At 44.1% G+C, this 12,166-nt stretch carries 10 protein-coding genes; 6 read left to right on the forward strand and 4 right to left on the reverse strand.

Features of this window, described 5'->3' with window-relative positions; genetic code table 11:
* Positions 1–322: 322 nt before the first annotated feature.
* The gene (gene pspF, locus AAC854_RS04895; protein WP_340616120.1) at positions 323–1,342 is read right to left on the reverse strand and encodes a phage shock protein operon transcriptional activator; all 1,020 of its coding nucleotides are present in this window, start codon (positions 1,340–1,342) and stop codon (positions 323–325) included.
* Positions 1,343–1,616: 274 nt separating this feature from the next.
* On the opposite strand from pspF, the gene pspA reads away from it, so the two are divergent.
* The 6 genes from pspA to tyrR all read left to right on the forward strand — a co-directional run bounded on the left by pspA (position 1,617) and on the right by tyrR (position 7,315).
* Positions 1,617–2,288, forward strand: a complete 672-nt coding sequence (gene pspA / locus AAC854_RS04900; protein WP_340616160.1) for a phage shock protein PspA — start codon at positions 1,617–1,619, stop codon at positions 2,286–2,288.
* A 48-nt stretch (positions 2,289–2,336) separates the two neighbouring features.
* Positions 2,337–2,558 carry an envelope stress response membrane protein PspB gene (pspB, locus tag AAC854_RS04905; protein ID WP_099115198.1) on the forward strand — a complete coding sequence of 74 codons (222 nt, stop codon included), beginning with the start codon at positions 2,337–2,339 and terminating at the stop codon, positions 2,556–2,558.
* Positions 2,558–2,920, forward strand: coding sequence for an envelope stress response membrane protein PspC (gene pspC, locus AAC854_RS04910; RefSeq protein WP_340616121.1), 363 nt, complete (start codon positions 2,558–2,560; stop codon positions 2,918–2,920). The genes pspB and pspC overlap by 1 nt, the downstream gene beginning before the upstream one ends.
* Before the next feature lie 186 nt (positions 2,921–3,106).
* On the forward strand, positions 3,107–4,504 hold the full coding sequence (locus tag AAC854_RS04915) for a YcjX family GTP-binding protein (protein WP_340616122.1): 1,398 nt from the start codon (positions 3,107–3,109) through the stop codon (positions 4,502–4,504).
* On the forward strand, positions 4,501–5,586 hold the full coding sequence (locus tag AAC854_RS04920) for a YcjF family protein (protein WP_340616123.1): 1,086 nt from the start codon (positions 4,501–4,503) through the stop codon (positions 5,584–5,586). The genes AAC854_RS04915 and AAC854_RS04920 overlap by 4 nt, the downstream gene beginning before the upstream one ends.
* Positions 5,587–5,722: 136 nt before the next feature.
* Entirely contained in the window at positions 5,723–7,315 is a 1,593-nt protein-coding gene (tyrR, locus tag AAC854_RS04925) for a transcriptional regulator TyrR (protein WP_340616124.1), read from the forward strand.
* A 68-nt stretch (positions 7,316–7,383) separates the two neighbouring features.
* Here tyrR and AAC854_RS04930 read toward each other — a convergent pair whose 3' ends face one another.
* The 3 genes from AAC854_RS04930 to tssG form a co-directional block, all read right to left on the reverse strand.
* Positions 7,384–8,343 (reverse strand): serine/threonine protein kinase, encoded by a 960-nt coding sequence (locus AAC854_RS04930; protein ID WP_340616125.1) that lies wholly within the window; start codon positions 8,341–8,343, stop codon positions 7,384–7,386.
* 25 nt (positions 8,344–8,368) lie between these two features.
* Entirely contained in the window at positions 8,369–10,993 is a 2,625-nt protein-coding gene (gene tssH, locus AAC854_RS04935; protein ID WP_340616126.1) for a type VI secretion system ATPase TssH, read from the reverse strand.
* A 76-nt stretch (positions 10,994–11,069) separates the two neighbouring features.
* Positions 11,070–12,164, reverse strand: coding sequence for a type VI secretion system baseplate subunit TssG (tssG, locus tag AAC854_RS04940; protein ID WP_340616162.1), 1,095 nt, complete (start codon positions 12,162–12,164; stop codon positions 11,070–11,072).
* Positions 12,165–12,166 lie beyond the last annotated feature (2 nt).

Here is a 12,166-nt window from a genome sequence, read left to right on the forward strand (position 1 = left end):
TGCAAGGGCAGGGGCCGCAAGCAATAATATAATCCAGTAAATCAAATAGCGCATATAAAACGTCATTCATAGAAAAGAGTGCGGCCATTGTAACTTAATTAACGCTTTTTGCTCAAAAACAACGATCAGATCACGTCAATGAGAAAAATTCTCAATAAAGTGCTTTACAAATAGAATTGAGACGTATTATCATTCGTATCGTACTTTCGGGAATACATCCTTGCAATACTCAGGATGTAATCTTCAGGAAAGGCACGACATTGCTCACATTGCTTCCAGTATTTTATTAGCCGGCTCGGGTGCCGGCTATTTTTTTATCCGGTTATTCACTGGTGTGAATATTGATATCGTGTTTTTTGATCAATCCACGTAGCTGGTGATAAGTCAGACTGAGCTTATCAGCCGCTTTTTTCTGATTGAATTGACTTTCTGCCAATGCCTGCATGATCAAAATCCTTTCACTATCATTTTGCCATTGTCTTAAATTAAGGGGTAATTGAGGAAGGGCGTAATTAGTCGGCTCACCGGCAATAGATTGCGCATTAACAGACTTTTCAACAACTCCTTGTGATGATGAAAATGGGTTGATAATGATAGTATTTAATTCATTCTGATTATCGCCGTGTCGGTAAATGGAGCGTTCTATCACGTTCTTTAATTCTCGGACGTTGCCGGGCCAATGATAAGAAAGTAGCTGCTGTTTGGCTTCGTCAGTAAATCCGGGGAAAAAGGTCAGGTTTAATTCCCGACACATCTGAATCGCAAAATTCTGTGCCAGTAACATAATATCCTGTTGTCGTTGACGTAGCGGTGGAATCTGAACCACATCGAACGCAAGCCTGTCAAGCAAATCAGCCCTGAACTTTCCACGGGCAGCCATGGCAGGTAAATCTTCGTTGGTTGCACAGATCAGACGTACATCGACTTGTAAGGATTTATTGCCACCTACGCGTTCCAAATGACCATATTCAATGACACGCAGCAATTTTTCCTGTACCTGCATGGGGGCGGTAGCCAGTTCGTCAAGAAACAGCGTTCCACCGTCTGCCCGTTCAAAGCGTCCCTGATGTTTTGCATGAGCGCCTGTAAATGCGCCGGCTTCATGACCGAAAAGCTCAGAATCAAGCAGGTTTTCATTGAGTGCAGCACAGTTCAGAGAAATGAAAGGGCCTTGCCAACGCGGAGAAAGATAATGCAAACGACGGGCGATTAACTCTTTGCCTGTTCCCCGTTCGCCGAGAACCAAAACAGGTTTATTCAACTTTGCCAGTGCAGAGACTTGCTCCAAAATTTCAATAAAACAGTTTGCTTCACCTAATAGGTTATCAATAAACTGAGACATGGTATTTTTCGCCACTAGTTAGTCAATTTAACCACATTAAATTATTGCAATAAAAAGTCAAAGAAAAATTATTTTATCTATTTCAATAAGATATCAAAGATATAAAGTTGGCATGTATCTTGTATTTATACCTAAGTAATCTGCACCTAAGTAATTTGCACCTAAGTAATTTGTATTCAAGTAATTAAATAAACGCCTTACCGTGTATCTTGTATCCGCTTTAACAGTACACAGGCATAACATACATACATTCTAATGAAAGAGGTTTATGACTATGGGTATTTTTTCTCGCTTTGCTGATATCGTTAATGCCAACATTTCTTCTCTGCTGGATAAAGCGGAAGATCCACAAAAAATGATCCGCTTGATGATTCAGGAAATGGAAGACACGCTGGTGGAAATTCGTTCAACTTCAGCGCGTACACTGGCAGAGAAAAAACAGCTTTTGCGCCGTATCAGCAATGGTGAAAACCAAATTGAGGGCTGGCAGGAAAAAGCCGAACTGGCGCTGAGTAAAGGTAAAGAAGATCTGGCTCGTGCAGCGTTGATTGAAAAACAGAAAGTTAGCAGCCTGGTTGAAGTATTAACAAACGAACTGTCTATTTTGGATGAAACGCTTGAACGCATTAAGGGTGAAGTGACGGAGCTGGAAAATAAATTGACAGAAGCGCGTGCAAGACAACAGTCATTAACTTTGCGTCATCAGGCAGCGGCATCTTCCCGCGAAGTACGCCGTCAGCTGGATAGTGGTAAAATAGATGAGGCAATGGCGCGATTCGAGCAGTTTGAGCGCCGGATAGATCACATGGAAGCCGAAGCGGAATCCGTTGGGTTGGGCAAACAAAAATCACTCGAACAGCAATTTGCAGAATTGAAAGCAGATGATGAAATCAGTGCGCAACTTGCGGCCCTGAAGGCTAAAATGAATCTCAAAGATCCACAATGATGACATATGTCATGCACAACTTATGTTATGCACAACTAAGGAAAGATAATGGGCTATATATTTCTGGGGATCCCACTGATCATCTTCGTGCTTTTTGTTTTACCCATTTGGTTGTGGCTGCATTATAGCAACCAGAATCGAGGTCAGTTAGGGAGCAGCGAGGTTCAGCGTTTAGAGCAATTGACAGAGAACGCCCGGCGTATGCAGGAGCGGATAAAAACGCTGGAAGATATCCTTGATGCCGAGCATCCAAACTGGAGACAGTCATAATGTCGAATACATATCGCCGGAAACTCTATCGCTTGCCAGATCAGGGGATGGTAAAAGGGGTTTGTGCCGGGCTGGCAGATTATTTTAACTTGCCTGCTCCGCTTATCCGTACCATCACAGTACTATCGCTGTTTTTTGGGTTATTTGGCATAACTGTATTGGCTTATATTATCTTAACCTTTGTAATGGATCCCGCGCCTGCGGGATATTCGGCGGAGGAAAAAGATAGGGGGCCATCAGCACAGAAAATGTTGGATGAAGTAGATTACCAACTGAGGGCAAGTGAATCTCGCTTGCGTCAGATGGAACGTTATATTACTTCAGATACTTACAGTGTACGCAGTCGTTTTCGCCAACTTTAGACCGTGAACAATGTTAGGCTATAAATTTAGAATACTAAATTTAAATACCCTAAAATTTTATATAGAAAAATATGGGTTCTGGTCAGTAACATCGGAAATAGTATCAATCTATTGATAATAATTGTCATTGTGCCGATGTTACTGACCGGATGAAACAGAATCACGGTACCCCCCATTAGGAGAAACATGAAACGGTTGCAAAACGAACTATCAGCGCTTGTTAATCGTGGAATGGACCGCCATTTGCGACTGGCGGTAACAGGATTAAGTCGCAGTGGAAAAACCGCCTTTATTACTTCTTTAGTAAACCAGTTACTGCATGTTCATAGCGGAGCCAGATTGCCGCTGTTTTCTGCTGTGCGTGACGGGCGTTTACTGGGAGTAAAGCGGGTACCACAGCGAGATTTTGGAATTCCCCGCTTTGCCTATGATGAAAACATTGCCGCATTACACGATACACCACCGTATTGGCCGATACCAACGCGTGGCGTGAGCGAAATTCGCTTGGCTCTGCGTTATCGCTCTGAAGATTCTCTCTTTCGTTATCTAAAGGAAACCTCCACCCTTTATCTGGAAATTGTCGATTATCCGGGAGAGTGGTTACTCGATTTACCCATGCTGGAACAAAATTATCTGGCATGGTCACGGCATATGAATGGATTGCTCAAAGGGGAAAGAGCGAATTGGGCTAAACCGTGGTTGGAATTATGCAAACAATGTGACCCATTGGCTCCGGCTGATGAAAATTTGCTCGCCAGAATCGCTCAGGTTTATACCGATTATCTTCATCAATGCAAACAACAGGGACTGCATTTTATCCAGCCCGGGCGGTTTATCTTACCGGGGGATTTAGCGGGAGCGCCAGCGCTGCAATTTTTCCCATGGCCGGATATCGACAGAATTGGAGAACCTCAATTAGCCAGGGCGGATAGGCATACTAACATTGGCATGTTGCGGGAACGCTTTGCTTATTATTGTGATCATATCGTCAAGGGTTTCTATAAAGAGCATTTCCTCCGCTTTGATCGGCAAATTGTTCTGGTGGATTGTTTACAGCCGTTGAACAGTGGCCCACAAGCCTTTAACGATATGCGGCTTGCATTGACACAGCTTATGCAGAGCTTCCATTATGGTAAACGAACCTTGTTTCGTCGCTTATTCTCCCCTTGTATCGATAAATTGATGTTTGCAGCCAGCAAAGCTGATCATATTACAGCGGATCAACATGCCAACCTTGTTTCTCTTTTACAGCAATTGGTTCAGGAAGCCTGGCAAAACGCGGCGTTTGAAGGGATCAGTATGGATTGTGTGGGGCTTGCATCCGTTCAGGCAACAGAAAGTGGTATTGTCATTCATGATGGTGAAAAAATTCCGGCCATTAAAGGCAACCGCTTGTCAGATGATAAACCAATGACATTCTTTCCGGGAGAAGTGCCACAGCGTTTGCCGACCAGCGATTTTTGGCAAAAACAGGGGTTCAATTTTGAATCATTCAGACCAAAACAAGTCAATGTTGATACGCCGTTACCCCATATTCGCATGGACAGCGCAATGGAATTTTTACTGGGAGACAAATTAACATGACCGAACCTTTGAAACCGAGAATGGATTTTGGCGATCTTGCACCAACGTCGTCAGAGCCGTCGCTGAAATCAAAAAAAGAATTCAACGGGCAGGAAAAGGAATTCTATCCGGTTATGCCTGAACTGGACGCAGAGGAACAAGAAGGGGAATTTGAAGGTGCAGTCAATCAGGCACTGAAACCAAAACGGAGTTTGTGGCGAAAAATTTTTTCCGGCGCAATATTGTTGTTAGGTGTCAGTGTGATTGCACAGTTTATTCAGTGGATATATCAATCATGGCAGCAGAATGATTGGATTGCACTGGGTGTTGCAGCAGCGGGCGGGCTGATTATTTTTGCGGGAATAGGCACAGTGATAAGAGAGTGGCGGCGTCTCTATCACTTACGCCTTCGTACCGAAGAGCGGGATACGGCGAAGGGGCTGTTGCAAAGTCATGGTATTGGCAAAGGGCGTCAGTTTTGCGAAAAACTGGCAGAGCAAGCCGGAATTGGGCAACAGCACCCGGCATTGCAGCGTTGGCAGGCGGCCGTACATGAAACACACAATGACCGTGAAATAGTCATGTTATACAGCAAATTGGTTCAGCCCGTTTTAGATGTGCAAGCAAAGAAAGAGATCAGTCGTTCGGCGGCAGAATCTGCCTTAATGATTGCTGTCAGCCCGTTGGCTATTGTTGATATGGCCTTTATTGCGTGGCGAAATATTCGTTTGATTAATCGCATAGCGGCGTTGTATGGGATCGAATTAGGTTACTTCAGCCGCATTCGTCTGTTCCGGTTAGTTTTGCTGAATATTGCCTTTGCGGGTGCGTCAGAATTAGTGAGAGAAGTGGGCATGGACTGGTTATCTCAAGACATTGCTGCCCGTCTTTCAGCGCGTGCTGCTCAGGGAATTGGCGCGGGGCTGCTGACTGCACGTCTGGGTATCAAAGCAATGGAACTGTGTCGTCCTTTGCCGTGGATTGATGGCGACAAGCCGAAACTGGGGGATTTTCGTCACCAATTACTGACCCAGCTTAAAAGTACATTACCGACGACAAAAACCAAAAAGACCGAAAACAATACAGTCACCAAAACACAGTAGCCAAATAGTGGCTACTGTTATTCCAGGTTGACAGCTTATTTTATCGTAAACTTTTGCTGACAAAGGCTTCATCTATTGCACAGTAACGGGTAACATTTCAGATGGTTATGAACATCGTGTAAATAAGGTCAGAATAATGCGATTAGAAGTTACTTGTCAGGATCGGATTGGGTTAACTCGTGAGTTACTTGATTTACTGGTTTTAAAAAATATTGACCTGAAAGGAATTGAGATTTCTCCTGCTCGTCGTATTTACCTTAATTTTACTCAGATTGATTTCAACACCTTTCGCTTATTGATGGCGGAAATTCGCCACATCAGCGGGGTCATTGATGTTCGGACGGTCGCCTTTATGCCGTCAGAAAAAGAGCATAGGGCAATGTGGACATTGTTGGAATCGGTTCCTGAACCTATCTTTTCTATTGATATGAAAGGAAACATCGAACTGGCTAACCCCGCTTCATTGGTATTATTTGGCCTCAGCAAAGAAAAGATAAGCCAGAAAAACATCAGTCATCTGATTAACAATTATAATTTCCTCCGCTGGCTCGAAAGTGAGCACCATCAACCTCATTCGGCACATCTATCCATCAAAGGGCAGAACTATGAGATGGATATTGTTCCTATGCAGTTAACAGATGAAAATCAGGTCGTCAGGTGTGTAGGCGCTGTAATTATGTTGCGTGCTGAAACACGTCACTCAGAAAGAAATATTGAATCATCGCTCAAACGATTAACGGTGAATGATGATTGTGCCTTTGAACAAATTATTGCCGTCAGTCCTAAAATGGTTCATGTCGTTGAGCAGGCACGTAAAATGGCAATGCTTGATGCCCCATTGTTGCTTATTGGAGAAACAGGAACCGGAAAAGATGAATTTGCTAAAGCCTGTCATTTGCGGAGTGCCAGAGGAAAACAGCCTTTTCTTGGGTTAAATTGTGCTTCCATGCCAGACGATGTTGTTGAAAGTGAGCTGTTTGGTTATGCGGCGGGAGCTTACCCAAATGCGATGGAAGGCAAAAAAGGTTTCTTTGAGCAGGCTAATGGCGGTACGGTTTTGTTGGATGAGATCGGTGAAATGTCGTCACAAATGCAGAATAAATTGCTGCGTTTCTTGAACGATGGCACATTCCGCCGTGTTGGTGAAGACAATGAAGTTAAAGTTAATGTTCGGATTATATGCGCGACTCAGAAGAATTTGGTTGAGTTAGTGCAAAAAGGGATGTTTCGTGAAGATCTCTATTACCGGCTGAATGTATTAACTATTACATTGCCCCCCTTACGGGAGCATCGGGCGGATATTATGCCGCTGACAGATTACTTTGTTACGCGTTTTGCACAAGAGCAGGGTTTAACCAAGCCTAAATTTTCTTCTGATCTAGAGCCATTTTTGTCTGGTTATCACTGGCCGGGGAACGTCAGGCAACTGCGGAATGTTATCTATCATGCGTTGACTCAGCTTGAGACGAATAAACTATGCCCGCAGGATATTCAGTTGCCCGAATTAGAATCAGAGATGGCATTTAATGAAGATGTGTTGGTGGGGTCTCTGGACGAAATCAGCAAGCGTTTCGAACGTTCCGTATTAACGCGCCTTTATCGTCATTATCCCAGTACGCGCAAATTGGCAAAACGGCTTGGCGTTTCTCATACTGCGATAGCGAATAAACTACGTGAATATGAATTGAGTGGAAAGAAACGTGCCTCTGAACATGAAGAAGATGAATAATTATTGATTTTAATACTCCGCCAGAGATAATCTCTGGCGGAGGTGTTTTTATATCTGCATATTGAAACCTATTGTAATGTCAGGGACAAGGATGGTTCTACAGCAGATGATTGTATCAGCGCGGTTAATTCAGACGTGGTCATTGGTCGTTCAGAAGGTTTAATGGCTAAAGCGCGATCGATAGCATGTAGAAATGAGAGTGAGTAGCCAGCAGGTTTCCGTTCGGCCAGAGGCTGATAATTATCTTCAAGATTACGCACAATACTGACTGGCGGGGGAGTTCCTACAATTAAAGTATGGAGTACTGCCCCTATCGCGTAGATATCTGTCCAGGGGCCTTGCTGTCCTTCTTCATTAGCTGTGTATTGTTCGACAGGCGTAAAACCTGATCTTATGGTGACTTCAAATTCATCAGACAGCCGTTCGTTTAGTTTTCTGGTTGAACCTAAATCAAGTAGCACCGGCTCCCCATTTTCTTGAATCAAGATATTATCCAAGGAGATATCACAGTGCAAATAACCCGTTTGGTGAAGCGTATTAAGTGCATCAAGCAAAGGGTATAACATGTTGCAGAGCCAGCGTTGGTTGATAATTTCTGGTTGTGTTGCCTGCAATGTCTTTAACGTCTTTCCATTGTAAAATGGCGTTGCAATGTAAGCGGTGTTGTTTTTTTGCCAGAAATGAAGAAACAATGGTAAGCATGAGTGGTTGAAGCAACTCATAAAATGCGCTTCACGCATAAAATTAGTCAGCCCAAATTGAAATCTTTTTCTGAGATCTCCTCTGCGTAGCTTTAACGTTAAATTTTGCTCACGTATTGCCAAAGAAGAAGGCATATATTCTTTGATTGCAATGCTTCGTTTTAGTCGGTGATCCCAGGCACGATACACAATCCCGAATCCGCCACTGCCAATAACTTTTTCGATCTCAAATTCGTTCAGGCAGTATCCAACAGGTAGTGCGTGTGAGGATGGATGATTACCACTGGGGTGGTTATTGTAAGGATAGTTATTATAAAAGTTCAGCATAGTAAATAGTCTCCTGCTCACAAGCCTAATTCGTGAATAGACATTGAAACTCACCTTGTTCGAGAGATACTTGTAGCTGATGATATTGTTGATCATTAGCAGTGGCAGAAAGAATATGCTGACTAATTTGTGGTAGCAAGGTGTTGGTCAGAATGGCATCCACCATGCGGCCTCCTGATTCGATTTCTGTACATCGTTCGACGATATGTTTAACCAGAGCATTGTCGAATGTGGCTATAATGCCGTGATTTTCCAGTAAGCGTTTTTTAATACGATTCAATTGCAGATGGACGATATCTGACATCACTTCATCACTCAATGGGTAGTAAGGTATAACCATTAAGCGTCCCAGCAAAGCGGCAGGAAATACTTGTAGTAGCGATTTTCGCAATGCTGTGCTGAGTTTTTCCGGGTCTGGAATGGTGACTGATTGTAAACACAGTGAGCTAACTAAATCAGCTCCCACATTGGATGTCAGGATAATGATGGTATTGCGAAAATCAATGTGGCGACCTTCACCATCCTCCATCCAACCTTTATCAAAGACCTGAAAGAAAATTTCGTGAACATCGGGGTGGGCTTTTTCAATCTCATCTAACAATACCACGCTGTAGGGACGGCGGCGAACTGCTTCGGTCAACACGCCACCTTCACCATAACCTACGTAACCGGGAGGAGCACCTTTCAATGTGGATACGGTGTGTGCCTCCTGAAATTCACTCATATTGATGGTGATTAGATTCTGCTCGCCACCATATAATGTTTCTGCCAGTGCCAACGCGGTTTCGGTCTTGCCGACTCCGGATGGGCCACATAACATGAATACACCAACCGGTTTATTGGGATCATCTAATCTGGCTCGTGAAGTACGCACCCGTTTTGCGATTAATTCTAAGGCGTGGTACTGACCAATGACACGTTGGTTGAGTGTATCAGCTAAATGTAATACAGCCTCGATTTCGTCTTTTACCATACGGCTGAGCGGGATGCCCGTCCAATCTGATACAACGGCAGAAACAACATTACTGTCTACGGTAGCGAAGATAAGCGGGATATCCCCTTGCAAAATTTTCAATTGCTGCTGTAGTTCCGTCAGCTCAGTATGGCGGATATCAATATCATCACTGTGCTGCTGTTCATGAAGCTGAATTTGTAGGTGAATGATTTTATCAATCAGGTCAAGTTCTTGTTGCCAGCGATTTTCCAACTGGCCCTGTTTTTCTTCCAGTACAGAGAGTTTTTCGCGGATAGTTTCTGACCGTTGTTGATCCCCGACGCCGACTTTTGATTCCCGTTCAGCGATTTCCCGTTCAATTTTCAAGGCATCAATTTGATGGCGGCAGTTTTCTAACTGAGGGGGTTCAGCATGCTGGCTGATTGCAACTCTGGCACAAGCGGTATCCAACAAAGCTATCGCTTTATCAGGCAACTGGCGGGCAGGAATATAGCGATGAGAGAGACGTACCGCTGCCTCAACAGCTTCATCCAATAAAAGGACATGATGATGTTTCTCCAGTGTATTCACCAGGCTGCGTAGCATCAGCAATGCTTTGGTTTCATCCGGCTCATGAACCTGGACAACTTGAAAACGGCGCGTAAGGGCGGGATCTTTTTCGATATATTTTTTATATTCTGACCATGTGGTCGCGCCGAGAGTCCGTAATTGTCCCCGTGCCAATGCGGGTTTTAACAAATTGGCAGCATCACCGGTTCCTTGTTGTCCGCCTGCACCGATCAGCGTATGAATTTCATCAATAAACAGAATAATGGGAACTGGGCTGGATTGTACTTCTTCAATCACTTTGCGCAAGCGGGACTCGAACTCACCTCTGACCCCTGCACCGGCCTGCAACATACCAATATCTAATAGCCAAAGTCGCACGTTTTGTAGAGGAGGGGGGACTTCATTTGTTGTAATCCGCAATGCCAATCCCTCAATGACAGCCGTCTTGCCAACACCTGCTTCTCCTGTCAGTAGGGGATTATTCTGACGTCGCCGCATCAGGATATCGATAATTTGACGGATCTCTTCATCGCGCCCTGATACAGGGTCAATATCACCGTTACGGGCGCGAGCAGTCAGTTCCTGCCCGTATTTTTGTAACGCGCTGTCAGGCGATGGCTGTACCGTTGCTTGCGTATTATTGGGGGATAATTCGGTACTCTCTTGTGCTTCATTACTGCTACCGCAGATAGCGTTGAAATTATCCACCAAAGTATCTGTATTAATACGATCGAACTGTGGGGAAATAGCTTTCAACGTATTGCGCAGATTGAACGTTTTTAACATACCAATGAGCCAATGCGCACTGCGGATTTTGTCAACACCAAATTTCAGTGAACCGTATACCCAAGCGCGTTCTACAGCGCTGTCAATGTGTTCGGAGAGATCAGAAATCGTGCTGGCACCGCGTGGCAAGCGATCCAGTGCCGCAATGATATCCTTTGTCAGGCTGGGTTCATCCAGTGCAAAGTAACGGATAATGAGTTGCAGGTCACTGTTTTGCAGTTGCATGAGTTGATGTAGCCAATGCACCAGTTCAACATAAGGATTACTGCGTAGTTTGCAAAATGTTGTGGCATTTTCCAGCGAAGTGAATAACAAACGATTAAGTTTACCAAAGAGAACAGAGCGACTGATTTCTGACATAAATATAACCCGCAGTAATAGTTGTTGCTTATGGAAGAAGTTAACCAGAGATAAAAGTTAACCAAAGGCAAATAAATTAGAATTCACTCTGGGGGGATTCTGGGTTATAGATTAAATCATCATAGTGAGCTGATTGGGTAACCTGTCCAACCCAGCTATTCAGGCCCAATTTTATTGTTTTTGACAGACGCATTTCTGTTATGGCTGATTTATCAAGTACTAGCCTGATATCCCATACATATTCAATACCCAGATATTGATATACCCAATTACGTAATTGCTGTGCTTTAGGTTGCCCGGGCAGAAACATGTCATATTCTGATTTGGTTAATGGCCCCAGCTCAATGCGGAATTTATGTTGAATATCGTATGCTGCGATGCCAAGGAAGGCAGATTTGCCTAAGCTGGGCATATGACGTCCCGCTTTCAATCGGGCCTGATCCTGAGTTTCTATTTTCAGCCATTGTGGAATATTTTGGATGATTCTGACGGGGACTTTGAAATAAAAAAGCAGAATTTTTTCCAACCCTTCCGCACTATGCCCTTGGCGGGAAAGATGACCCGCTAGCGAGTAACGAGCGTGGCTTTTGATGGTGTCATCGATAGTGTTACTACAGAGAGTATCAAGATCCTGCTGGGCGGGTAATCCCGTACCTATCAGGCAGGCCAGATAACGGCAGAATCTCTGATTGTCCTGCCTGTCCAGAGATGAAACCGGTTGTGCGTTAGCCCAGGCCCGGTAGAACAGGAGCGTTAGGCGATGATGGAATAAATTGGCAAAGGAGCTTAACGTTGAGTCGTGATAAGTATACTCCCGTGAATAGGCATATTCGGTTAAATGCAGGGGTAATGGCCCATTGGGGCCAAATAACCCGAAACTGTAAATGAGAATATCATACAATTTCGAATTTTCCCGTTGTTGAACTTCTGAAATCGTCGAAGGAGCGAATACCATTGAGGCTTTTTGCCCCAGGCGTAGAGGTTCATAGCGTGGTAACGGAGCCGTTCCCAGCCGATAATATTCCCCTGATTGGGCATCTATTCGACGCAGCGTCTGGAATAAATCGAATTTCCACGGTGCTTGAGTCAGTTGTAGCCAAAAAGTATTTGGTAAGCGACATATACGATGAATGGTAATGATATCCGTCTTCATGTTTTTTATATGTATCATGC

The organism is Xenorhabdus entomophaga, from assembly GCF_037996725.1.
Lineage (GTDB): Bacteria > Pseudomonadota > Gammaproteobacteria > Enterobacterales > Enterobacteriaceae > Xenorhabdus > Xenorhabdus khoisanae.

Excerpts from the sequence above, each read along its gene's own strand:
- pspF (WP_340616120.1), bottom strand. The coding sequence starts at position 1,342 with ATGTCTCAGTTTATTGATAACCTATTAGGTGAAGCAAACTGTTTTATT.
- pspA (WP_340616160.1), top strand. The coding sequence starts at position 1,617 with ATGGGTATTTTTTCTCGCTTTGCTGATATCGTTAATGCCAACATTTCT.
- pspB (WP_099115198.1), top strand. The coding sequence starts at position 2,337 with ATGGGCTATATATTTCTGGGGATCCCACTGATCATCTTCGTGCTTTTT.
- pspC (WP_340616121.1), top strand. The coding sequence starts at position 2,558 with ATGTCGAATACATATCGCCGGAAACTCTATCGCTTGCCAGATCAGGGG.
- AAC854_RS04915 (WP_340616122.1), top strand. The coding sequence starts at position 3,107 with ATGAAACGGTTGCAAAACGAACTATCAGCGCTTGTTAATCGTGGAATG.
- AAC854_RS04920 (WP_340616123.1), top strand. The coding sequence starts at position 4,501 with ATGACCGAACCTTTGAAACCGAGAATGGATTTTGGCGATCTTGCACCA.
- tyrR (WP_340616124.1), top strand. The coding sequence starts at position 5,723 with ATGCGATTAGAAGTTACTTGTCAGGATCGGATTGGGTTAACTCGTGAG.
- AAC854_RS04930 (WP_340616125.1), bottom strand. The coding sequence starts at position 8,343 with ATGCTGAACTTTTATAATAACTATCCTTACAATAACCACCCCAGTGGT.
- tssH (WP_340616126.1), bottom strand. The coding sequence starts at position 10,993 with ATGTCAGAAATCAGTCGCTCTGTTCTCTTTGGTAAACTTAATCGTTTG.
- tssG (WP_340616162.1), bottom strand. The coding sequence starts at position 12,164 with ATGATACATATAAAAAACATGAAGACGGATATCATTACCATTCATCGT.